This window comes from Bradyrhizobium sp. CCGB01 (assembly GCF_024199795.1).
GTDB lineage: Bacteria > Pseudomonadota > Alphaproteobacteria > Rhizobiales > Xanthobacteraceae > Bradyrhizobium.
Map to the genome: position 1 here is coordinate 2,596,506 of NZ_JANADK010000001.1, position 23,146 is coordinate 2,619,651.

Here is a 23,146-nt window from a genome sequence, read left to right on the forward strand (position 1 = left end):
CCCTACAGCGCATCGTCGCTGACGACGGCACCGGCCGACTGTGGCTGGTTGGCGTTGACGGTGTTGCGCACGCGATCACACGCAAGGCGCTGCGCGAGGCAGGCGTAGTACACCCATCGGCCGGCGATTCATTTGAATTCTTAGCGAATGACGGTGAGGCCGTGCAGTTGCGGAAGATCGCCGCGTGATTGCTGTTCCTGGCTATGAAGCGGAGTTCGCGGTGCGCGATGATCTGGGCAAGCGAACTTGGCGAGCCTGCGACGTGGTCGGAGTTCGGGGCGAGCCGTTTACCATGCAGTTCGTTATCGTGGTGCGCGGCCCGGTGGAGTATGTCGACGTCGTCAATGAAGTACGGCGACGGCTGCCATCAACAGAGCCGTTCAGCTAACCGGGAGGGGTGTCCGCAATCCCTCCGGCCTCCGCCACTAGCTACCGGCGGCCCCCAATTCCGCACGCATCTCCGTTTCAAAAGTTGAGGGTCAATTTTGGCCAGACCACGAATTCCAAAAGCGCGTGCGCTCATTGAGGGCCGCGATCTTATTCACCCGGAGCGGCATAAGCGGCGCAACGAACCGACCGCTGCCCCGCTAGGAAAGCCGCCCAAGTGGATGACGTCCGCCCAGGCCGCTGCCTGGCGCACCTTCGAAGCCGAGGCGCCTTGGCTGAACTGCAGCCACCGCGGCCTGGTCGAGATCGCATCTGTAGTCCGCTCGCGCCTTGCGGCGGGCCAAGACGTAGGCGTGCAGGCTTTAGGCTTATTACGCTTATGCCTGAGTTCGATGGGCATGACGCCGGCAGACGCATCAAAAGTATCTTGGGCGGCTGAAGAGCCGGAAGACGATCTGTTGGACTAAAAACTTACGGACACTCCGGCAGAGCTAGGAGGTTATCGTTGTAGTAGCCGTCAGCGTGAGTTCGAACATATTTTCCGTTCGGGCCACTAACGACACCAACGTCGGCGCGCTTACCGCCGACCAACGTGAAAAATGTATTGGTCCCGTTCTCGATCGATCTAATGACCTCCGATCTCGGCCACTTCCAACCGCCCCCTCCGAGGTGCGTAACCCCCTCATGCGAGTTGTCGCGTGGCTGCTTGTTGATGCAGGTGACCTGTACGTCTGGCATTTCCTCCCCCCGATGTTCTGCATTTCATAGATAGCAACTACAGCGGGAAAGCAATAGGCAGTCGCAGAACGCGAGGCTCTTTCGGCCTGACTTGCCCGCCCGCAGGGCGCACAGCTCATGACAGCAAGCCCAGAGGATTTTCTCACAATGACTCAACTCCACAACCTTCCACCCGACTTCACCGAGCCGCCGCCTGACGTGCGCGGCTGGCTCGCCTGGCAGCCGTTGACAGGCAAAGCGTGGTGCAAGGTCGACGGCCAATGGCTCCCGATCGCGGAAGCAAACGCACTGATTGAAGAAAGAAAGAATTCACATTGACCGCACTCTCTTCATACTCCACCGGCACCGTCTCCGTCGCAGCCGGCGGCACCACTGTAACCGGCGTCGGAACCATCTGGTCTGACGGTAGCGCAAAGCCTGGCGACATTCTCCAGATCGGCAATTCCCAATCAGTGATTTCGGACGTCACCGACGCCACGCATCTGGTCATTCCGCCGTGGGGCGGCGGCGCGCAGAGCGGCGTTGCCTACAAAATTTGGCAGTAGAGAATTGGCGTATGCAGCGTTACGATGATCTTCCTGAAATAAATGCTCGCCACATCTACCGGGTGAGCAAAGACGGTGTTGAAATATAGGCCCTTGAGGATCTCGTAAAAGCGGGGGTTAAGGTATTCGACACTGGGGTCAACGGCCTTGACCGCATCGATGGCGCTGAAGTCGCTCCACTCGATACCGAAGGGATTTTCGACAGCCCCGAGGCCCATGTACAGATTGGCCCACGTCCCGTGGCTTTCGATCTTCTCCGGCGGCGGCAGATCGTAGGCGATGTCTCTCGCTCGCAGGAGCCCAAACGGAGCTGCAGCCGTCGCGATGACGGCAACAGCCAACACTACGCTCGTGATCCACTTGCGGTCTCGCACGGCAATGACGCCGACGGCGAGCAGCGAAGCGACAATGCCCATCATTCCGACCGCTTCGCGGAACAGGAGGGCGGCGATCAGGCCGAGGAAGCCGGTGGCGATCCATGCAGCGTGCCGGGCGGTCAGCAACGCAATAGGAAGTATCGCCGCGAAGCACGCGGCGCCGAGCTGCGCAGGATGCGGCGTGAGGGCATGAAACTGGTTCGATATGATCGTGCCGACAGTGAGTAGGGCAAAAGCGGAAAGCGGCATCCCGGCCGAGAAGACAATCAGGGCCAGAACCGCCAAGCCCACGTAGTTCACCGTCGAATTCAGGATTGAGATGCCGGATTCCGTGGGAACCTTGCCGGTCAGTAGGGTGGCCAAGTCGAGCGAAAGGGCGTGGCCAAGGTCATCGCCGCCGAAACCATCGGCGATCGGCAGGACCTTATCGTCGCGACAGATAACCAGGATTGTTCCGGTTTGCCGGGCGCACTCCGCGCTTTTGAGCCAGACCTTGCCCGTGGTCCACGTCAATTCCATGCCGGAGGACGCGGCATACGATCGATAGAGCTGTGGAACTGTGAAGAGGAGAAGCGTGGCACCCAGCAGGAGGGCAAAGCCATGACTGCCGACGAACTTCCTGCCTGAGAACATTTCCACGTCACCCCATTGCACGGCCCCTATAGCCCACCACAACCACCTCGTGCAAGTACGCCATTAGCTACTTGACACTCGCCGCCATTTGATCGGGCGGCATTGGGTTGGTAGCGGTGGAGGGGGGTGAGGAGATAGAGGGATCTGCATCAATGAAAGCTAACCAAGAACCGGATAGCAAAGAACGCCCCTGCGACTACGGCCACGGTGGCGGCTAGCGCAAAAGCGATCTTGAGGCTTTCGTTCAAAGATTAACTCCTAAACAGGCCGCACGATCGGCGCAGCGCCAGCCTAGTCCGCGACGGTTGAATTGGGCGCCTACCAATCTAGGTAGGTGGCCTGAAGTCCTTCTCCGCGATACAGCTTTGCGGCTCCCGTGGCCTCACCGTCACCGCGGGAGCGCGCGGTGGTCAGCTTTGCTGTCAGGGCGGTAAGGCTGGCCACCGAAGTTAGCGGCGCGTGATAGGGACAGCGCTTCTTCGGTATGGGGGCGCCGAGTCACATCGCCAGTAAACTTCGCTAGCAGCGCGGACGTGGCAGGGACAGCGCCAACCTCTCGTATCTCCGACTGGCGCCGAGTCGCGTCCGCGCTGCTTCAATTGCGAGGATGGCTGGATGTGAGGACGCGCTCTAACAGCCCTTCTTTCTTTGGTCGATATTCGGGCACTGGGTTTTTTGAGAAATGGAGAAGTTAAGTGGCTATGGGGACAGTGAAGTGGTTCAACCCGACGAAGGGGTATGGGTTTATTCAACCGGATTCGGGCGGGAAGGACGTCTTTGTTCACATCTCGGCAGTTGAGAAAGCCGGCTTCACCTCGCTCGCAGAGGGAGCCAAGGTTAGCTTCGACGTCGTGAACAATCGCGGAAAAGACTCGGCGGAAAATCTACGTGTCGGTTGATACAGCGCCCTAGCCAAAGCCTACGCGAAAGCGCGGGGCACCTGAGAAAATGCGGGGGTGCAAAACCCCCGTCGATCTAGCCGTGAAACCCCACTAGAAACCGAATGGCAAAAAAGGCGCCCGCCGCCACAATGACGGTAGCGCTAATCGCGAACAGCACCCTCAGGCTATTGTTCATGGTGTCTCTGCCACGTCCAGCGTAGTCATCGCTCGGCCTCTTGATGGCTTCCTCGCTCAGGCTGAAGCACTTTATGCGGGGACAACTGCGGGTGGCAACCTACCTGGGCTTGTAGGCCGATGGGCGAGGGCCGCGGCTATGCGACGTTACTACTTCCCGATCTTCCACAACGGAAAGACGCAGGCATCTCGTTCTCTACGGGTCCTCGATTGAGCCGTATGTTTTTATGATGTGCGTCGCCGTAAGCGAGTAATCTTGCGTTCTAGCTTCGGCTATGTCGGCAAGTCGACCATCGGAAGGAAGCGTAAAGCGAGATCTGATGTTGAAGTGAGGGTAGTACCCACGAATTCGGTGGTGCAGTTCAGCTGCGACTTCAACGTCGGCTGATGCAATGCGCCTGCCGCCCCATACTGTAATGAAGCGCGCTAAAGGATGTGTTCGCTTCAACTTGCTTTTGGTCGTTATTTGCGCGTCAAGCCATTGATAGGCGATCCGGACGCAATCATCATGTTCGTGAACAACGTTTGAGTCTTGATATCTGACGCGCCCTTTGGCGTCCGCAATTTCGTTGGCAGTGAGCATGGGTTGAAAGCTCCTCCAACATGTTTAGCAGCGAGTGCCATTGCTGGTAATCGGCTTGTGATATTAGGCCAGTCAGCGGTGATCCGATCTACTAGGAGATCTGGTAGTTGCGGTGTCAAATGCGGTGTCAAAAATGGAAATACAAATGGGGTGGAATGGATTCTGCAGTATACGTTGACGCCGTTGCGTGGTGATCGGTTCATCGCGCGGGAACCTCGAAATGACAAACGAGTCGCAATTACGCGAGAAGCTTCGGAAAATCGATGCGTCGTTCTCGGGTGCTGGAACTACCGGTGAGCGCATCATGCCGCGATTTGCGCTACAGCGTGCGCGTGCTCGGGTCGAAGAGGGGCGAGCTGGCCACGACCCGCCGATCGAGCAGCAATTGTCGCTTCCCGACCGATGGTCGCGGCAGCTATTTTTGGCGCTATGCCGCCGGTACGGGCTGCGGCCGTTTCGTTATCGCCGCCAGCGACGCAACACGGTGATGATCCGAGCGTCACGCGGCTTCGTCGTCAAGGTTCTGCTACCGGAGTTCACCGAGCTGGAGAGGGCGCTGCAGGTCTATCTGCACGAGGTGACGCTGCGCGTGATACGCGACGAGATTTATGAGGACACCAGCGATGCGCAGGAAATTTCAGATCCCCTGGCGTCGAACTCCACGTGATGGCTCTGTCACATCGACATTGCCGACGAAACAGAGTTTTGCCGTCGTCGAAACTCGCCGGGCTAGCGTCGGTGCGTGCGCTACGTCGAGCCGTCATGGCGTGGCGCCTTTGTCCAGCGCGTCCGCTAGCATCCTCAGAAACGGTTGATGCCAATCATCCGACAGCAGCCAAGCCGGCAGGCTGGCGACGTAGCGGCTCAGCGCGATGACGCCCGCAAGCGTTGTGGGTTTGGAGTGGGAGGAGCACGTCTCTGTACTGGTCGAGAGCCAACAACCGCTCCTCGCTGATTGCCTTCAATCACCTCAAAGACCAAATCTAATTCAGTCGCCATGGGGCGCATTTGCACCAGGCCACATGAGATCGACACCTGCCGATCCTGGTAGGTGCGGTCGACACCATTGGTCGATACAGCCCGAGGGGCATGCCCGTAGACTTGCACTCCGCGCGGCATGTGCTTGGGGCAGTGCGGGCGCGGTAGGGACAGCGTCGGGTTGCTCATTCCCCAACGCCGAGTCGCGCTCGCGCTGCTTCAATTGCGCTGAGGTGGATTGCCCCTAATTTCAGGGGGGGTGAAGCAAGCGCGCGGATAAAATCGGCCCTCGGGTGGCCGGAAAGGCGCCAGCAAGGTGTCGCGCGGCATCCAGAGAGACGTAGGGATGACTGATGACTGATGACTAAGGTCACTGTCTACAAGATTTTTCTCTACGAGCCCAAGGAGAACGAGCCGCTTATTTCCCGGCGGATGGCGACTCGTCCCGGCGCCGCAGCCATGTGCGGGTTAGCCATAAAAGACACCGGGTACGTTGTCGACGCAATGAGCAGGGCAATCAATGGACTGCGCTGGATTTCGACCCGGTCGCATTAGGCTGCAAGAAAGAGCGGCCTTGATACTGCAGCGTTCCTGACGAACGCCTTAGGATGGCCTACGGCCGTTCACCCAGCACCGCGCGCGCTATCTGCGCCTCGGTGGGGTAGAGGGGCATGTTGTCAGCGGTATGCCGCCGCTTGCGTGGTTTGTTTTCGTCTTCGGTGGTCATCGCTTAATCGAATGCTCCTGCATAAAACGCGCAGCTCTGGCGCGGGCTCGCTCCATCGTGGCTTCCTTGGCATAAAGCGCGGCAAGCTCAGCCCTTGGTGTCGCCATTGTTGTTTGGGCTCCATGCCGATAGCGTAGGTCCGAGCGAATGCTCGGTACCGCGTGTGAGGCTGTGGTGGAATCAACCGGTGCTGCTCGCACCACAGCCCGCAAGGGCTTAGGCTAGCGGCTGCAGTGCTCACATCGGGGACGACCGCCAGTCCCCTGAGCAAGATACTGCCTTTCGATATTGTTGCCTTCAGTGCATTTGTTGTTGTCGTGATAGACGTTTTATGTGTTCGGCTTCTTTGAGTGGAATGGAGGCACTTTAGCCATAATCAAAAACTCCCGTAAAATAGCGTAGCCGATCGCTACGCCGGAAGGTAGCTGCCAGATTCCCACAACCTTGTTGACTCATTAAATAGAATAACAACCTAAAAGGTGTGCTATTAAGTGCAAAAGTGGACATTTGTTCCCGGCGAACTGGAGCGGACCCTATTCTCCCGCTGGGGAACGGATCCTGTGTCTTGCGCGACCTAGAAAGGTATCGGGGCTCGGCTCTTTCAAGACTTGCCGAGAGGTCTGGACCGCCTTCCGAGCCTGATCCTTGCGCTCAGCGTCCAGTTCTCGGATTGGCCTGTAGATGCGTTCCCGATCATCCATGGTTCGCCTCCATAACTCGAAGGACTGGCTAACTACCTTACGGCGAGATTGTTCAAAATTGAACTTAGGACACCAATGAAAACGAACTTAGGACACTGGGGCTTGAATAAGGACAGCACCCTTTCGTGCATCCAGAGCCAGCCGTGCTCGATCGCGTAGCGGATGCCGGCGCTGAACCCGCTGTCGCTGGCCTTCAGCTTGAACAGGAATGGAGCATTCTCGACATAGTCTGCGCGGCATAGATGTGCGGGGCATGCAGCTGGTTGTCGGCCGGCTTCCAGCTATCGAAGGCGGCCCCGCAGGCGCAGCGCATCATCGTGCTGCGGATCTCGCTGTCGAGCTTCTCGCCGCGCGCGCGCTTGGTCGCAACGAAAGCCCGCCAATCACGATCGTGGCGCCACTCGGCGAAGGCGCTTTCGGGGATTGTGGGCAGCAGCTCGGACCATGCTGCTCCGAGGGCCTCCCGCGCGACTTCGAAGGTGGCAGCTATGCCCCTTCGGTTCGTGCCCGGCTCCATGCCTGGATAGAAGCCGACCGACCAAGCCCACTGATCGGCATGAACTGGCACGCCGGCGCGCTCGCCAATGGTGCCGACACGGACGTCGTCAAAATAGATGTGCCAGGTCTCCTGGTTGGGATTTTCGCTGCTGCGGCGGGTAAGGGTGGTCATGTCTCGGATTTAAGGAAGAGTCGGGGCTAAGACCAGCCGCTGGATTTCGCGGGAGGGTGAGGGGTGAGCCCCAGCTATTGGTCAATGGAATTGGCGGACGAAAGTCCGTCAGATCAACTGAAGAACGCCGCAACGAAATCGCAATGAAATAGCCCAAACAGGCGTGAACAAAACGAGGCGAAAACGCCGGCCATCACTAGAAAAATCAATGGCTTAAAAAACACTCACTGCGTTCGGGACGCAGGGGTCGCAGGTTCGAATCCTGCCACTCCGACCATTCTTCCAAAAGTCGACGTTTTCCAGAGGCTTGGCGGACCGGCCGCCGGGGCCTCAGGACCCCTTTTTGCAACGATTTTCGGGGCGGGTCCACGGCCGATTTGGCCCAAGCAGGGCGGCTTGTTCCGGCGGCATGGCTCGCCAGGTTCAGGATGAGCTGGCTGGCTTGGGCTCGAACGAGATCACGATCCCCTTGGCCTTGATCCGGCCGTACACGCCATAGCTGGACTCCGAGCTCAGCGTGGTCCCGTCGGGATCGATCTCGATCTTGAGTTCGAAGAGGATTCCGGCCTCGGTGAGGTCGAATAGCTGCACCGACGTCATCTGGAAGGCGTGGACGACCAACCGGCTTGGAGCGCCCTGGCGAAGCTCTACCTCCCGCACAGCGCTGCGCCACCTTCGAGATCGCCAATCGTAGCCTTCGTCAGTCAGGAAGTCCTGCGCGCAAATCCAATGCGCAAGCTATCGGGATTTCGATGACGGTGCATCTCCGCGCTTGCGTCATCACTGAAGCTGTTGCGCGCGAAGTCCTTGCACGCGGCATAACCGGTTGCCATCCGGTCAGGCCGACGGCTAGATGAGTGCATAGCCGGTTGCGCGTTCGAGAGCGCGATCGGCCAATAACAAGAAACAGGGCTGGAAATCATGAACAAGATTATCGCGCTCGTTGCAGCTTTTGGCTTCGCTGCCTGTGGGTCGGCATGGGCCGCGTGGCCGGACGACAAGCCGATCGAAGTCGTCGTTGGCTTTGCGCCCGGCGGCGGCACCGATGTCATGGCCCGCAAACTTCTTCCCTTTGTCGAGCGCGCGCTGGGCGGCAAAGCGAAGTTTGTCGTCCTGAATAAGCCTGGCGCAGGTGGGGAGATCGCGTTTGCTGCGATCGCGCGCGCGGCGCCCGACGCCTATTCGATCGGCGTCGTCAACGTGCCGGGCTACAATTTTTTGCCGATGACTCGCAAAACTCAATACACCACGGACGAAATCCGGCTGGTCGCACGGGTCGTCGAGGATCCGAACGTCATCGTGGTGCCCGCGGACAGCAGATTCAAGAACCTGCCGGATGTCATTGCCGCCCTTCGCAGCAAGCCGGGCTCGGTGACGTTTGGTCACAACGGTGCCGGCACGAACGGTCACTTGGCCATTCGCATGCTCGCAGCCGCCGCGAAAGTCGAGCCCAACGAAATCTCCTACAGAGGAACGGCGGCACAGCGGACCGATCTGTTGGGCGGGCATCTGGAAGTCGGGATGGTTAGCCTCAGCGAGATTCCCGAATTGCATGGCACCAACAAGGGACCACTTCGCGTCATCGCGATCCTGTCGAAGAAGCGCTTTCCATCGCTGCCCGACGTTCCGACGGCAGGGGAGGTAGGCTTTCCAGTCACGTCGACGGCGGAACGCGGCTTCGCGGTCCCGAAGGACGTTCCGGACGACATCGTCAGGAAGCTGGAAGCCGGGATTGCCGACGGCCTGCGTAATCCCGAGTACCTTACGAGCTCGCCCGGGGATGAGCCCGTGATCGCCTTCCTGCCTGGCGCTGAGTGGCAGAAACGCCTCGACGACATGTCCGCGGCTTTGCGTCCTTACGCCGAGGAGATGCGAGCAAGCGAGCAGAAGTGATCACTCCTGCCGTAGCCGGCGGTCGTCGCGAGACTACCGCCGCGCCACCAGCACGCCCACCAGAAATGCCAGCATCAGCGCCGGCAGCGGCGCCTCGCGCACCATGCCGCGAACGATGTCCGGCCAGTGCTGATCGGGTGCCAGTCTTGGCGACCTGACTTGGGCCATCGGCGTCATGCCCCATTCCGACGCGAGCTCGGTGATCTCGCTCGATGCCAGTCGCGAGCCGTCGCGAACGCGGAAGATGGCGGCCTCGAATCGCTCGCGCGGCGCGACCGCCATCAGCGTCGCGATCGCCGTGCGCAACGTCATCTCGCCGTAGCCTTGCAGCCTCACCGACTCCTCGGGGTCGGACGTCATGCGTAATCCCTCACAGCGCGAAATGGCGCGCGATGGTGAATGCCGCCGTCGCGCACAGGACCAGCGTGGAAACCGCGCCGGCCACGCCGCGCGCGAGATGGGCTCGCGTCAGGTGCCTGGTCATGATCTTGCTCCATGCTCACATGGAAATGGCAGTGCGCGGCGTTGGTTCCCTGCGCGAAGCCGAATCGCTGAAGGCCTGACTACTTCCGCAGCAGCTCGCTCAGCGCGGCCGTCGCTTCGGCGCAGCGGATGTCGTCGATCTCGCGCGACAGGCTGAGCGCGCTCGATCTGAGCTCTTCGAGCCTCCAGCTCTCCGGATGCTGGCTTTCGAGCTGGCCGAGGCGCTTGTTGAGGTCGTCCAGTCTCGATTGGAGCTGCCCGATGCTGGCGGCTCCATTCACTTTCCAAACGCGTTGTGCACGCATCGTAGTTCCCCTGCTAGTCTCACGGCGTTGTGAGAGCGGTTCATGGCCGGAATGGGAGTTTGTTTTGTCCGGCTTCAGACAGTTGGGAACCGTTGCAGATTGGCAACGAAAGTTCCCTGCTTGGGTGTGCGTCTACCGCCAACTGCGAGACAGGCCAGAAGAGGCACGGAAATTGATTGTGCGCCGTCGACAAGCCAACAAAGGAAAGACGCGTGGGAAGATTTGTGAATGTCGCGGCCGGCCAACTTGGCCCGGTTGCGAGAAGCGAGACGAGAACCGCGGTTGTGGCGCGTCTGATGGCCTTGATGCGTCAGGCGAAGGCCAACGGCTGTGACCTGATCGTCTATCCCGAGCTCGCGCTGACCACTTTCTTTCCGCGCTGGTATTTCGAGGATCAGGCCGAGATCGACAGCTTCTTCGAGCGCGAGATGCCGGGGGTGGAAACGCAGGTCCTGTTCGACCTCGCGCGCGAGATCGGCATCGGATTCTATCTCGGCTATGCCGAGCTGACGGTCGAGGCCGGAACTGTCAGGCGCTACAACACCTCCATCCTCGTCGACAAGGGCGGCGCCATCGCCGCGAAATACCGCAAGGTTCATTTGCCCGGCCATGCCGAGCATGAGCCGTGGCGCGAATTTCAGCATCTGGAAAAACGCTATTTCGAGCCCGGCAGCGGTTTTGGTGTCGTCGAGGCCTTCGGCGGCGTGATGGGGATGGCGATCTGCAACGACCGCCGCTGGAGCGAGACCTACCGGGTGATGGGCTTGCAGGGCGTCGAGATGGTGATGATCGGCTACAACACGCCGGTGCACAATCCGCCCGCGCCGGAGCACGACGATCTCTCGCTCTTCCACAATCATCTCGTCATGCAGTCCGGCGCGTACCAGAACGGCACCTTCGTGGTCGGCGTCGCCAAGGCCGGACTCGAGGAGGGCGTCGACCACATCGGCGGCAGCTGCATCATCGCACCCTCCGGCGAGATCATCGCGCGCTGCACGACCAAGGGCGACGAGATCGCGCTGGCCCGCTGCGATCTCGATCTCTGCAATTCCTACAAGCGCACGACGTTCAACTTCGACGTTCACCGCCAGCCGGGGGCGTATGGGATGATTGTCGAACGGAAGGGGGTGACGACTTTGGCCGACGGCACGCCGGTGCGGCCGAAGGGGTGAGGCTCTTGTAGCCCGGGTGAGCGTAGCGACACCCGGGACCCCACTCCGAAAGATCCCGGATGTCGCTGCGCTCGTCCGGGCTACAGGCTTTGCATTGCCCGACGGGCAAAACACCCGGTAGCCTGTCAATCCGCTCGACCGAAAATATTCCACTTTACCGAAATTCGGAAACGGCGTACGTATCGCCCATCCCGGCTCGATCTTGAGGGGCGATCTCGTGTCGTGACTATCGAGAGCCGGGTTGCGGTGGACGCAGCAGCGTCGGGCGCGAGGCTAAGGGCAGGGCGGATTGCTCTCCGTGAGCCCTGAGGCTTCGCGTCGACGAACGGCGCTGTCAGGTTCGTCTCGCCAACATTTCGATGGTGACGTGCACAACGCCGTCGAACCCTGTGGCGCCAACGAACCGTGCGTACGGCAAAACCGTGTGGTCCTGGCCGTCGTCGCTACGGTCAAGCTCTTGCGGAGGCGGCAGTCGCGTCAACCGGCGCGGTGCCGGTGAATTCTGCGAGGGTGAGGGAGGCCAGAACGAACTCGGCTCCCGGGAGAGCACGGCATAAGCCGTCCAACCACTGCGCAGGGAAGGCCGCGTGTTGGGCTTCACCTGTATGCTGCTGTGCGGTCTTTTTGCGCACCATCTTCGCGCAGCGGACCGCGGGTGTCGCCGGCACCCGGCCTTCCCTGCGCCCTCTTGGATATGAGGGCGGTGAGACGAAGCAAAGCTCGGGCGAAATGCGTCGCGAGGATGCGAAGGTGTGTCTGCGTCCGGCCATTCGCCGTCATCGCCCGGCTTGACCGGGCGATCCAGTATTCCAGAGGCAGTCGTAATTGAGCCGAGAAGCCGCAGCGTACTGGATTCCCCGCTTTCGCGGGGAATAACAGTGGTATTTGGCGAACGAGACCGATGCCCCTCGCTCCGTCATTGCTTCGCTGTGCTCGCAACGACGATGTGGAGAGAGCGTGCCAAACACTCGGGCATCGTAGGGTGGGCAAAGCGAAGCGTGCCCACCCATTTTGCGCTTCATCGCCGGAATCGTGGGCACGGCGCTTTGCGCCTTTGCCCACCCTACGGCACCTCGCTCTATCACCGTCACTCCCGCGCAATGGCGAAGCTACAACGTCATTGTCGTCATGCGCCCCATCACAACCAGGTGTCTTGATTCGGAAACGATCACTCCCTATTATGCCGCAATGCAAAAAGCCGCCCGCCGCTCCCTGCCTGCTGCCCAGCCGCCCGGCCGTCCCCGGGAGTTCGATATGGACACCGCCCTCGACGGCGCGGTGCGGGTGTTTTGCGAGCGCGGCTATCATGCCACCTCGATCGGAGATCTCACCGCCGCGATGCAGCTCGCCACCGGCAGCGTCTACAAGGCGTTTCGCGACAAGCACGCCGTGTTCCTCGCCGCCTTCGAGCGCTACGCGACGGTGCGCCGGGAGCAGACCCGCGGCGCGGCCGCGCGCGGTGCCAACGGCCGCGACCGTGTGCGTCTTGTGCTGCTGTCCTATGTCGAGCACTCTCAGGGCAGCGAAGGGCGCCGCGGCTGCATCGTGGTCGGCAGCGCCGTCGAACTGTCGGCGGTCGATCCGGTGATCCGCGCCCGCGTGACCGCGCAGCTCAAGACCAACGAAAGCTTCATCGCCGGCCTCATCCGCGAGGGGCAGGCCGACGGTTCGATTCCCGCCCATATCGCGGCCGAGGACACCGCGCGGCTGATGATCTGCATGACGCAGGGTCTGCGCGTCGTCGGCAAGGCGCGCCTGCCGCTCGACGGCGAGCGCCTGGTTGGCGTCGCGATGAAGCTGCTCGCCTGAATTTGTGTCTTATTAGGGAATGATCATTCCCTATCACTGGAGTCTGTTGGAATGACGATGAATGCCACGATCGAGACCGCGCCCGGACCGGATGCGGTGTCGCAACGACTGACCTTCGTGCTTGCCGCGGCCTGTGGCATGGTCGCCGCCAACATCTATTATGCCCAGCCGCTGATCGCCCCGATCAGCGCCGCGCTCGGCCTTTCGCATGCGGCAGCGGGGCTGATCGTCACCATGACGCAGATCGGCTACGGCGTCGGGCTTCTCTTCATCGTGCCGCTCGGCGACCTCGTCGAGAACCGCGCGCTGATCTGCTCCGTCATCATGCTGGGCGCCGCCGCGCTGCTTGCCGCCGCATTCGCCACCCACGCGCTGCCGTTCCTGATCGCGGCGCTGTTCATCGGGCTCGGCTCGGTCGCGGTGCAGATCATCATTCCCTATGCGGCGCATCTGGCGCCGGAAGCCATCCGCGGCCGCGTCGTCGGCAACGTCTCGACCGGATTGATGCTCGGCATTATGCTGGCGCGGCCGGTGTCGAGCTTCGTCACCGCGGCATTGTCGTGGCACGCGGTGTTCTTCATCTCCGCCGCGCTGATGATCGTGCTCGCCGCCGTGCTGTGGACCACGCTGCCGAAGCGCAAGCCGGTCGCGCGCATGCATTACGGCACGCTGCTGCTGTCGATGCCGCATCTGGCCCGGACCACGCCGCTACTCCGGCGCCGTGCGCTCTATCAGGCGAGCCTGTTTGGCGCCTTCACGCTGTTCTGGACGGTGGCGCCGCTCCAGCTCGCCAGCGCGTTCGGCTTCTCCCAACGCGGCATCGCGCTGTTCGCCCTGGCCGGCGTCGCCGGCGTGTTCGCGGCCCCGATCGCGGGACGGCTCGCCGACCGCGGCCATAGCCGCATCGCGACGCTGGTCGCCATGCTGCTCGCTGCTGCCGGCTTCCTCGTGACGTATATCGGCGCGGCCGGCTCGATGCTGAATCTCGCCTGCCTGGTCGTGGCCGCGATCGCCATCGATATCGGCGTGCAGGGCAATGTCGTGCTCGGCTTCCGCGCCATCTTCGTGCTCGGGCACGAGCACCGCAGCCGCCTCAACGGCCTCTATATGGCGACGTTCTTCGCGGCCGGCGCTGCCGGCTCCGCGGTCGGCGCCTGGGCCTTCGCGCAAGGCGGCTGGGTGCTGGCGTCGGCCATTGGCCTTGCATTGCCCGTCGGGGGCCTGATCTATGCGGCCACCGAATAGCGGTACGATCGTGCCCATGGCCGTTTACCAAGCCCTGGATACGCAGCCCTGCACCGTGCGATTTCCATCTCGCGGTTTCCCGGCGGCTGTAGTACTTTGGTCGCAAGGCCCGGTTAACGGGCGGCAGGGGGAGGCTGATGAGGCGTACGGGACTGGTTGGCGTACCGCGGGTACGGCCATGGTCGTGGCAGGCGTTTCTGCTCGGATTTGTCGTCGTCGCAATGTCGGCCGTGCTTCAGGGCGCCTGCGTCGCGCTCGGCGCCAAGCTCTATTTCGCGGCCTTCCTGCCCAGCCTGTTCGTGCTCGGGATTATCGCGGGCGCGCCGGCGGCGGCGTTCGCCGCGCTGCTGACGATTCCGCTGGTGTGGTGGGCGTTCATCCCGCCGTTCTTCCAGTTCATGCCATTGACCAGCGCGGGCGCGGATTCCATCAACCTGTTCTGCCTGCTCGCGGCGCTCCTGATCGGCCTTGCCGATCTCTGCCGCGAGACGATGGCCATGATCAGCCGCGGCGGGCTGAAGCCCTCGGGCGAGAGCGCGGCAACGAATTCGCAATAAACGTGCTTCGCGCGGAAGCCGCGCGTTGCGCCCGCGCAACAGTCCGGCAACCATCCGCGAGCTTGGTGCGCGCCGCTAACTTTTCGAAAAAGATTTGGCCGCAGTTTCTCCCCCGGGAATGACGAGGGAGTTTTCGACATGAACGGCCAAATGAGTGGTCACGCCATCTTTGAGAACGTGCGCCGCTATCGCGGCATCGCATCGCTCTACCGCCAGACCGCAGCATTCCGCCCGGGCCAGCGCTGGTCGCTGCTGGAGCAGGCGAGCGAGTGGGAAGCGCGGGCGCTGTCGGAGCTGGAAGCCTATTTCGCCGCGCGCGCGGACTATGCCGCGCCGCTCGCGGCCTGATCGTTAACCATCAGGATCGTGAGACCAGGGGCGGGCACCATGACTGTCCACCCCAGGCGCGGACTGCGATCTCGCGTGGTGGATTGATCAGAACCGGTAGCTCGCCTGAACCTTCACCGTGCGGCCCTGACCGGGCGAGATGTTGTTGTTGCCGTCGGCGGATGCCCAATAGCCGCGGTTGAAGATGTTCTCGATCGTGAGCTGCGCGCGCCAGTTGGCGTCGATCGTGGCGTAGACGCCGGCATCGAAGCGCACGAAGCTCGGCAGTCTCACCGTGTCGTCCGACGACGCAAAGGAATCGCCGAAATAGATGATGCCGAGCGCGGCCGCCCACATCGGCGTGAACTGGTACTTGTTCCACCAGGCGAATTGATTGTAGGGCACGAGCTGCACGCGATTGCCCGGCACCACGGTCGCCGAGGTCGCGCTGGTGATCTTCGCATCGGTATAGGCATAGCCGAGCGAGGACTGCCATTGCTCGGTGACGTAGCCGACGAGACTCGCCTCGAAGCCGCGCGTCAGCGTGCTGCCGGATGGCAGGAAGAAGCCGGGATTGTTGCCGTCGGCGATCGGCTGATTGGTGCGGTTGAGATTGTAGATCGCGGTCGAGAACAGCAGCTTCGGATTGACGTTCCACTTCATGCCGACCTCGGTGTTCTCGAACTTCTGCGGCTGGAGGATCAGCGTGCCGTCGTTGAGCGAGGAGAACTGGTCGCCGGAGGCAGGCAAATAGGAGATGCTGTAGGCGGTGTAGACCGTCATGCTCTGCATCGGCTTGAGGATCACGGCCGCCTGGGGTGACACCAGATTGTCGATGCGGTTGCGGTTGATGTTGGTGTTCATGTCCACTGCGGACATCTCGAAGCGGTCGAACCGCGTGCCTACAATGAGCTGGAGCGCCCGCGAAAACTCGATCGTGTCGCGCAGATAGCCGGACTCGACGTTCAACCGGTACTTGCTGTTGGAATCAGGCGTCGTGACGCCGTCGCCATTCACGCCGGTGGCGTGGTGGATGAAGGTCACCGGTCCGAAGTAGGTCGGTGCGAACGGGTTCTGGACGACGGTGTTGGTGCCGTTCGGGAAGATGCCGGTGTTGCGGATGTCGACGCCGCTCTGGCGGCCGAACTCGGTGCCGAAGCCGAAGGTGTGCGCGATCGGCCCGGTCCAGCCCTTGTAGGTGAAGTCGGTCTGGTTGAAGACATTGTCGCGGTTGGTCGTGTGCTGGTAAGCGCCGAGATTGACCGCGGTATCGGCCGGGTTCACGGCGCCCGCGAGCGGCCCGCCGGTCGGATAGACGTTCTGGTAGAACTTCTGGTAGTCGGCCGCCATCGTGCCGTTGCGGACCGACAGTCCGTTCTGGAAATCGTGTTCGATGATCGCCATGCCGGTCTGCACCGTCGCCTGCGCCGTGTTGAGGCTCGGGCTGCCGAAGAAGGTCTGGAGATTTCCGTTCGGCGCGAACGGCGTCGTCGGATTGAAGCGGGTGACGCCGCCCGGAAGGCTCTGCGAGGGATTGCCGCGATCGGCGGTGCGGCCGTCGTGGTAATATTCGTAGGAGAGCCTGATCTTGGTGAAGTCGTCAGGCTTCAGCGTGACGGTCGGATTGACGCCATAGCGTTCGAGATGATTGAAGTCGCGGAACGCATCGCTGCCCTCGTAGAATACGTTCAGCCGCGCCGCCACGCTCTCGTTGATGGCCTGGCCGGCATCGAGCGAAACGCGGCGGTCGCCCCATGATCCCGTCTGCGCGGTGGCCTGGTAGATGCGGGTGCCGTCGGCCTCTTTGAGGGTGCGATTGAGCACGCCGCCGCCGGCGCCGCGGCCAAAGGTCAAGGCACTCGGGCCCTTCAGCACCTCGATGCTCTGCGCGTTGTACAAGTCGCGGAAGTACTGCACGTCATCGCGAAAACCGTTGACGAAGAAGTTCGCGCTGGAATCGACGCCGCGGATAACGAGCTCGTCGCGGTTGCCTTCGCCCTGGTGGACGGCGACGCTCGGGACGTAGCGGGTCACGTCGGTCAGGCCCTGATAGTTCTGGTCGCGGATCTGCTCATGCGTGATGACGGACAGCGATTGCGGGATGTCGACGATCGGCGTGTTGGACTTGGTGGCCACGGAGGTGCTGTTGGCGTAATAGCCGACCGTCCCAGTGCGCGCGTCCTGCGATGGCGCGAAGGGCACGGGCGCGGCCGTGGTCTCGGGCCGCCGCGCGGTCTGCGTCCGGCGCGTCCGTGCGCCGCTCGACCGGCGCGCGGCCGGCGAAGGATTGGAGCGGCGCTGCGCTTCCGGCGCGGTCACGGTGACCGACGGAATCGTTACGCCTGGCGCAGGCGAGGATTGTGCGTAGGCCTGCGAGCCGGCGAAGAACGCCGCTGATGTCATCAGCGCGGTCAACACGCCTCCGACCCCCGAAACCTTGCGCGTGGAAATGTAGTTCGCGGCAGACAAAAGCTCTCCCGCGGCGGCGATGTGGCTCATCGCGCCCTCCCTCAACTCTGCAAAACTCGCCCGGATTCCCCATTGCGTGGCCGGATGCGGGGCAAGGCGCATCCGTGCACACGAGTCACTGCGTGCATGAACACGGTGACCGTGCGGCCATTCCGCGCAGCGCGATTTGAATCGTTCGAAACTCGTCGGGTTCCGCGGGCGCAGTGCGGGTAGCACCTGTGGCGATTACGGAGTTTCCCTGCCGCCCGCGTATGATAGCAACGTGCCCGTCCAGACATCCGACGTCGGCCGGAGCAGAGATGACCACCTTCAACCGCATCTTCACGACGGAGCGTCTGCTCCAGATCATCGTCATTCTGGCCGCGACGATCGCGATGAAGCTGATGGCCTGAGCGTCGGCGGGCTATTGCGCGCCGAATTCGGGCACGTCGGGCAGATAGTTCGAGCCCTCGGAGCCCAGGAAATCGAACATTGCCTGTGCCGGCGGCAGCAGCACCTTGTCGCTGCGGCGGATCACGTACCACTGCCGGACGATCGGCAGGCCGGCGACGTCGAGCACGATGAGGCGGCCTTCGGCGAGCTCATGCGCCACCGTGTGGGCCGAGATGAAGGCGATGCCGAGCCCGGCAATGACCGCCTGCTTGATGGTCTCGTTGCTGCTCATCTCCATGCCGATGATCGGCTCGAGATCCGACTTCTGGAACATGCCCTCCATCAGCGTGCGCGTGCCGGAGCCCGGCTCGCGGGTGAGGAAGGTCTCGTGCACGAGGTCGGTGAGGCTGAGGCCTGAATCCTTCTCCAGCCAGTGCCCCTTGCGCGCGACGATGATGTGCGGATTGCGCCCGAGCTGACGCACGTCGACGCTGACGTCGGCCGGTGGCCGACCCATCACCGCGAAATCGAGATCGTAGCCGTGCATGGCCTCGCGGATGTCCTCGCGATTGCCGATGGTGAGCTTGATCTCGATCTTCGGATGCCGCTTCGAGAACGCCGCGATCGCATGCGGCACGAAGTATTTCGCGGTCGAGACCGCGCCGAGATGCACCGTGCCGCCGGTCCGCCCGGCGAGCAGATCGAGTGCGCCCTGGCAGTCCGTGATGGCGGCCTCGACGCGCTCGGCGAGCGCCAGCACCTCCCGGCCGGCCTCAGTCAGCAGCATGCCGTCGCCGGTCCGCTGCACGAGCGGCAGGCCGGCGAGGTCCTGAAGCTGCCGGAGCTGCTGGGTGACCGCCGGCTGGGTCAGGCCGAGCTGGCTCGAGGCCGCGGTGACGCTGCCCTTCGCCGAGAGCGCCGCGAGCGAGCGAAGCTGCCGGATCGTCAGATGCCGGAGCTGGGCTGCCGCATGGCCGGGGCCATTATAAGAAAAATCTTTGACGGTCATTATGATTAGAAATTTTCCTTATTAAGCCGCCCCTGTCAATCTCATCGTGCTGGGACTGACCGCACCGACCTCCCGCGGGGGGGACTGGATGCGGCGCCAGCAAGGGGATGGACGCAGATGACCGGGCAACTCAGGCTGGACGACCACCTTCAGCGGTACTCCGAGACCGCACCCCATGCGCTGGCCGTGGCCGCGGCAGTCGATGCCATCGCGGTGGCCGCGATCGAGATCGCCGACCTCATCGCCACCGGTGATCTCGCGGACGCATCGGGCCTGACCACCGGCCGCAACAGCGACGGCGATCTCCAGCGCGATCTCGACGTGCGGGCGGATGCCATCCTGCGCCGCTGTCTCGGCAAGCTGCCAATCGCAGCGCTGGCGTCGGAGGAGATGCGCGAGGCGCAAATCGGCGACCGCGAAGCAAAAATCTGTGTTGCGATCGATCCGCTCGACGGCTCCTCCAACATCGACATCAACATGACCGTCGGCACGATCTTCTCGATCCTGCCCGCGCCGGATGACCTGTCTCTCGCCTTCCATCAGCGCGGCTCGGCGCAGCTTGCCGCGGGGTTCGTCACCTACGGGCCACAGACCTCGCTGGTGCTGACGCTCGGCGACGGCGTCGACATCTTCACGCTCGACCGCAAGGCGGGCTGCTTCCGCCTCGCGCGCAGCGCCGTGCAGATCTCCGAGACGTGCGAAGAGTTTGCGATCAACGCCTCGAACCGCCGCCACTGGGATTCGCCGGTCCGCGCCTTCGTCGACGAATGTCTTGCCGGCGTCGAAGGGCCCGCCAACCACAATTTCAACATGCGCTGGATCGGCTCGCTGGTCGCGGACGCCTATCGCATCCTCACTCGCAGCGGTGTGTTCCTCTATCCGTCGGACGCGCGCCCCGGCTACGGCGACGGGCGCCTGCGCCTGACCTACGAGGCCCACCCGATGGCGATGATCGTCGAACAGGCAGGCGGCTCGGCTTCGACTGGACGTGAGCGCATCCTCGACCTCTCGGCGCAAAGCCTGCACCAGCGCGTGCCGCTGATCATGGGCTCGAGCAACGAGGTGCGGCGCGTCGAGGAATTGCACTGCGATCCGCTGCTTGTCGCAAGCGTCTCCGCACCGCTGTTCGCGCGGCGCGGCTTCTTCCGGCTGTGAGCGAGGCATTCCATGTCCAGGAAGCATCCGATCATCTCCATCACCGGCTCCTCCGGCGCCGGCACCACCTCGGTCAAGAAGACCTTCGAGCAGATCTTCTTCCGCGAGAAGGTCAACGCCGTCTACATCGAGGGCGACGCCTTCCATCGCTATGACCGCGCCGAGATGCGCACGCAGATGGCGAAGGAGGCCGACCGCGGCAACAAGCACTTCAGTCATTTCAGCCCCGAGACCAACCTGTTCGAGGAGCTAGAGCGGGCCTTCCGCGACTATGGCGAGACCGGCACCGCGACGACGCGGCACTATGTCCACGACGCCGAGGAGTCCGCATTGCACGGCGCGGCTCCTGGCACCTTCACCGAATGGGAACGGCTGCCGGAAAACTCGGACCTGCTGTTCTACGAGGGCCTGCACGGCGCCGTCGTCACCGACAAGGTCAATGTCGCGCGCTACGCCGATCTCAAGATCGGCGTCGTGCCGGTCATCAATCTCGAATGGATCCAGAAGCTGCACCGCGACCGCAGCGCGCGCGGCTATTCGACCGAGGCCGTCACCGACACCATCCTGCGGCGGATGCCCGACTACATCCACTACATCTGCCCGCAATTCACCGAGACCGACATCAACTTCCAGCGCGTGCCGACGGTGGACACGTCCAATCCGTTCATCGCGCGCTGGATCCCGACGCCGGACGAATCGATGGTCGTGATCCGCTTCAAGAACCCGCGCGGCATCGACTTCCCCTATCTGCTCTCGATGCTGCCGCACAGTTTCATGTCACGCGCGAATTCGATCGTGTGTCCCGGAGCCAAGCTGGATCTGGCGATGCAGCTCATTCTGACACCGCTGATCATGCAGCTGATCGAGCGCAAACGCAGCTTGAAGTGAACAAGGAGAGAATCCGATGAATATCTCCGTCCATGCTGAAGCCGACCTCTATGCCGTCGCGCATAGCGATCTCGCCAATGCTGTCCGCTTCCTCGCGGTCGACGCCATCGAGACCTCGCAATCGGGCCACCCCGGCCTGCCTATGGGGATGGCCGACGTCGCGACCGTGCTGTTCTCGCGCTTCCTGAAGTTCGACTCGGCGCATCCGAACTGGCCGGATCGCGACCGGTTTGTGCTCTCGGCCGGCCACGGCTCGATGCTGCTCTATGCGCTGCTGCATCTCACCGGCGGCGATGTCAGCCTCGACGACATCAAGGCCTTCAGGCAATGGGGCTCGAAGACGCCGGGACATCCGGAATACGGCCACACGCCGGGTGTCGAGACCACCACGGGCCCGCTGGGGCAGGGGATTGCGACGGCTGTCGGCATGGCGCTCGCCGAGCGCATGGCCAATGCACGGCATGGCGACGGCCTCGTCGATCACTTCACTTATGTGATCGCCGGTGACGGCTGCCTGATGGAGGGCATCAGCCAGGAGGCGATCTCGCTCGCGGGCCACCTCCAGCTCGGTCGGCTGATCGTGCTGTTCGACGACAACGGCATCTCCATCGACGGCCCGACCTCGCTTGCGACATCGGACGACCAGCTCGCGCGCTTCGCCGCCTCCGGCTGGTCGGTCCGCCGGGTCGACGGGCACGATGCCGAAGCCGTTGCGCAGGCGATTGCCGAAGAGCGCGAGAGCGCAAAGCCATCACTGATCGCCTGCCGCACCATCATCGGTTATGGCGCGCCGGACCGCCAGGGCACCGAAAAGGCGCATGGCGCGCCGCTCGGCACCGAGCAGACGGCGGCGGCGCGCCGGACCCTTGGCTGGGACTATCAGCCCTTCGTGGTGCCTGTCACGATCATGAAGGCTTGGCGGATGATCGGACAGCGTGGGCAGGTCGAGCGTCTCGCCTGGCTCGACCGCTATGAATGCGCGACGCCCGAGCAGCGCGACCTCTTCATCGAGGGCAAGGCGGTTGCCCTGCCGGACGCCTATGCCCAGGCGGCGGCGAAATTGCGCGAGCGCTTTGCCACCGAGCGTCCGAAGCTCGCGACGCGGCAGGCCTCGCAACAGGTGCTCGACGGCATCGCCGGGACCATTCCCGGATTTGTCGGCGGCTCGGCGGACCTGACCCATTCGAACCTGACGCATGCCAAGGTGCAGTCCCCGGTCAAGCGCGACGCATTCGCCGGCGACTACATCCATTACGGCATCCGTGAGCACGGCATGGCAGCGGCGATGAACGGCCTCGCGCTGCACGGTGGGTTCATTCCCTATGGCGGCACGTTCCTCGCCTTCTCCGACTACAGCCGGCCGGCGATCCGCCTTGCGGCTCTGATGCGGCTGCGCGTCATCCATGTGATGACCCACGACTCCATTGGCCTCGGCGAGGACGGTCCGACGCACCAGCCGGTCGAGCATCTCGCGGCGCTCCGCGTCATTCCGAACTTGCTCGTGTTTCGCCCGGCCGATGCGGTCGAGACGCTGGAATCCTGGGACTGCGCGCTCAAGGCCGAGGATCGCCCCTCCGTGCTCTGCCTGTCGCGTCAGGCGCTGCCGACATTCCGCAGCGACGTGCGCGGCAGGAACCGTGTCGCGCGCGGCGCCTATCTCATCGTCTCGCCGGACGGTGGTCGCGACGTCACGTTGATGGCGACCGGCTCGGAAGTCTCGATCGCGCTGGAAGCCGCCCGCCTGCTCGCAGCCGAGCACGTCCGCGCGGCCGTGGTGTCCGCGCCGTGCTTCGCGCTGTTCGAGGAGCAGCCGGAGGACTACCGCGCCGCCGTGCTCGGCACTGCGCCGCGCGTCGGGATCGAGGCCGCCATCGCCGGCGATTGGCATCGCTGGATCGGTGCTGACGGCGAATTCGTCGGCATGCGCGGCTTTGGCGCCTCGGCACCGGCGCCGGTGCTCTACCGCGAATTTGGCATCACGTCGCAAAGCGTTGCGGAAGCCGCCCGCCGGGCGATTGCCCGCAAGAGACAATAAGGAGGACTATTC

General features: G+C 62.8%; 23 protein-coding genes. 14 read left to right on the forward strand and 9 right to left on the reverse strand.

Annotated features, from left to right (window positions below; genetic code table 11):
* Positions 1 to 184 precede the first annotated feature (184 nt).
* Complete coding sequence (locus NLM25_RS11725) at positions 185 to 388, forward strand: hypothetical protein (protein WP_254137061.1); 204 nt, start codon at positions 185 to 187, stop codon at positions 386 to 388.
* Positions 389 to 858: 470 nt separating this feature from the next.
* Here the strand turns inward: NLM25_RS11725 and NLM25_RS11730 are convergent, their stop codons facing one another.
* Positions 859 to 1,125: a DUF3892 domain-containing protein gene (locus tag NLM25_RS11730; RefSeq protein ID WP_254137062.1), complete on the reverse strand. Its 267-nt coding sequence runs from the start codon at positions 1,123 to 1,125 to the stop codon at positions 859 to 861.
* Positions 1,126 to 1,272: 147 nt separating this feature from the next.
* Between NLM25_RS11730 and NLM25_RS11735 the strand changes: the two genes are divergently transcribed.
* A complete protein-coding gene (locus NLM25_RS11735; protein ID WP_254137063.1) occupies positions 1,273 to 1,443 on the forward strand; it encodes a hypothetical protein in 171 nt (56 codons plus the stop codon).
* Entirely contained in the window at positions 1,440 to 1,670 is a 231-nt protein-coding gene (locus NLM25_RS11740; RefSeq protein ID WP_254137064.1) for a hypothetical protein, read from the forward strand. The genes NLM25_RS11735 and NLM25_RS11740 overlap by 4 nt, the downstream gene beginning before the upstream one ends.
* Here the strand turns inward: NLM25_RS11740 and NLM25_RS11745 are convergent.
* Positions 1,652 to 2,686, reverse strand: coding sequence for a hypothetical protein (locus tag NLM25_RS11745; protein WP_254137065.1), 1,035 nt, complete (start codon positions 2,684 to 2,686; stop codon positions 1,652 to 1,654). The genes NLM25_RS11740 and NLM25_RS11745 overlap by 19 nt on opposite strands.
* A 689-nt stretch (positions 2,687 to 3,375) precedes the next feature.
* On the opposite strand from NLM25_RS11745, the gene NLM25_RS11750 reads away from it, so the two are divergent.
* Positions 3,376 to 3,579 carry a cold-shock protein gene (locus tag NLM25_RS11750; RefSeq protein ID WP_254137066.1) on the forward strand — a complete coding sequence of 68 codons (204 nt, stop codon included), beginning with the start codon at positions 3,376 to 3,378 and terminating at the stop codon, positions 3,577 to 3,579.
* A 373-nt stretch (positions 3,580 to 3,952) separates the two neighbouring features.
* Here NLM25_RS11750 and NLM25_RS11755 read toward each other — a convergent pair whose 3' ends face one another.
* Entirely contained in the window at positions 3,953 to 4,339 is a 387-nt protein-coding gene (locus NLM25_RS11755; RefSeq protein WP_254137067.1) for a hypothetical protein, read from the reverse strand.
* Positions 4,340 to 4,559: 220 nt separating this feature from the next.
* Here NLM25_RS11755 and NLM25_RS11760 point away from each other — a divergent pair, with 220 nt between their 5' ends.
* The gene (locus tag NLM25_RS11760; RefSeq protein WP_254137068.1) at positions 4,560 to 5,006 is read left to right on the forward strand and encodes a hypothetical protein; all 447 of its coding nucleotides are present in this window, start codon (positions 4,560 to 4,562) and stop codon (positions 5,004 to 5,006) included.
* A gap of 1,932 nt (positions 5,007 to 6,938) precedes the next feature.
* Here the strand turns inward: NLM25_RS11760 and NLM25_RS11765 are convergent.
* Positions 6,939 to 7,415: a hypothetical protein gene (locus NLM25_RS11765; protein ID WP_254137069.1), complete on the reverse strand. Its 477-nt coding sequence runs from the start codon at positions 7,413 to 7,415 to the stop codon at positions 6,939 to 6,941.
* Between the two features lie 423 nt (positions 7,416 to 7,838).
* Positions 7,839 to 8,036, reverse strand: coding sequence for a hypothetical protein (locus tag NLM25_RS11770; RefSeq protein WP_254137070.1), 198 nt, complete (start codon positions 8,034 to 8,036; stop codon positions 7,839 to 7,841).
* A 300-nt stretch (positions 8,037 to 8,336) separates the two neighbouring features.
* Here NLM25_RS11770 and NLM25_RS11775 point away from each other — a divergent pair, with 300 nt between their 5' ends.
* Positions 8,337 to 9,308, forward strand: a complete 972-nt coding sequence (locus NLM25_RS11775; protein WP_254137071.1) for a tripartite tricarboxylate transporter substrate binding protein — start codon at positions 8,337 to 8,339, stop codon at positions 9,306 to 9,308.
* A gap of 33 nt (positions 9,309 to 9,341) precedes the next feature.
* Here the strand turns inward: NLM25_RS11775 and NLM25_RS11780 are convergent, their stop codons facing one another.
* Positions 9,342 to 9,668, reverse strand: a complete 327-nt coding sequence (locus NLM25_RS11780) for a hypothetical protein (RefSeq protein WP_254137072.1) — start codon at positions 9,666 to 9,668, stop codon at positions 9,342 to 9,344.
* A 203-nt stretch (positions 9,669 to 9,871) separates the two neighbouring features.
* On the reverse strand, positions 9,872 to 10,096 hold the full coding sequence (locus NLM25_RS11785) for a hypothetical protein (RefSeq protein WP_254116957.1): 225 nt from the start codon (positions 10,094 to 10,096) through the stop codon (positions 9,872 to 9,874).
* A gap of 212 nt (positions 10,097 to 10,308) precedes the next feature.
* Here NLM25_RS11785 and NLM25_RS11790 point away from each other — a divergent pair, with 212 nt between their 5' ends.
* The 5 genes from NLM25_RS11790 (at position 10,309) to NLM25_RS11810 (ending at position 15,227) form a co-directional block, all read left to right on the forward strand.
* Complete coding sequence (locus NLM25_RS11790; RefSeq protein WP_254137073.1) at positions 10,309 to 11,268, forward strand: N-carbamoyl-D-amino-acid hydrolase; 960 nt, start codon at positions 10,309 to 10,311, stop codon at positions 11,266 to 11,268.
* Positions 11,269 to 12,522: 1,254 nt separating this feature from the next.
* The gene (locus NLM25_RS11795) at positions 12,523 to 13,077 is read left to right on the forward strand and encodes a TetR/AcrR family transcriptional regulator (RefSeq protein WP_254137074.1); all 555 of its coding nucleotides are present in this window, start codon (positions 12,523 to 12,525) and stop codon (positions 13,075 to 13,077) included.
* A gap of 51 nt (positions 13,078 to 13,128) precedes the next feature.
* Positions 13,129 to 14,322: an MFS transporter gene (locus NLM25_RS11800; RefSeq protein ID WP_254137075.1), complete on the forward strand. Its 1,194-nt coding sequence runs from the start codon at positions 13,129 to 13,131 to the stop codon at positions 14,320 to 14,322.
* Positions 14,323 to 14,459: 137 nt separating this feature from the next.
* A complete protein-coding gene (locus NLM25_RS11805) occupies positions 14,460 to 14,879 on the forward strand; it encodes a DUF4118 domain-containing protein (protein WP_254116961.1) in 420 nt (139 codons plus the stop codon).
* Positions 14,880 to 15,017: 138 nt separating this feature from the next.
* Entirely contained in the window at positions 15,018 to 15,227 is a 210-nt protein-coding gene (locus tag NLM25_RS11810) for a hypothetical protein (RefSeq protein ID WP_254116962.1), read from the forward strand.
* 87 nt (positions 15,228 to 15,314) lie between these two features.
* On the opposite strand, the gene NLM25_RS11815 is transcribed toward NLM25_RS11810, so the two are convergent.
* Positions 15,315 to 17,705, reverse strand: coding sequence for a TonB-dependent siderophore receptor (locus NLM25_RS11815; RefSeq protein ID WP_254137076.1), 2,391 nt, complete (start codon positions 17,703 to 17,705; stop codon positions 15,315 to 15,317).
* 373 nt (positions 17,706 to 18,078) lie between these two features.
* A complete protein-coding gene (locus NLM25_RS11820; RefSeq protein WP_254137077.1) occupies positions 18,079 to 19,056 on the reverse strand; it encodes a LysR family transcriptional regulator in 978 nt (325 codons plus the stop codon).
* 117 nt (positions 19,057 to 19,173) lie between these two features.
* On the opposite strand from NLM25_RS11820, the gene NLM25_RS11825 reads away from it, so the two are divergent.
* The 3 genes from NLM25_RS11825 to tkt are packed head-to-tail and all read left to right on the forward strand — an operon-like array spanning position 19,174 to position 23,134.
* Positions 19,174 to 20,211 carry a class 1 fructose-bisphosphatase gene (locus NLM25_RS11825; protein WP_254137078.1) on the forward strand — a complete coding sequence of 346 codons (1,038 nt, stop codon included), beginning with the start codon at positions 19,174 to 19,176 and terminating at the stop codon, positions 20,209 to 20,211.
* A gap of 12 nt (positions 20,212 to 20,223) precedes the next feature.
* Positions 20,224 to 21,099, forward strand: a complete 876-nt coding sequence (locus NLM25_RS11830; RefSeq protein WP_254137079.1) for a phosphoribulokinase — start codon at positions 20,224 to 20,226, stop codon at positions 21,097 to 21,099.
* A gap of 16 nt (positions 21,100 to 21,115) precedes the next feature.
* A complete protein-coding gene (gene tkt / locus NLM25_RS11835; RefSeq protein WP_254137080.1) occupies positions 21,116 to 23,134 on the forward strand; it encodes a transketolase in 2,019 nt (672 codons plus the stop codon).
* Positions 23,135 to 23,146 lie beyond the last annotated feature (12 nt).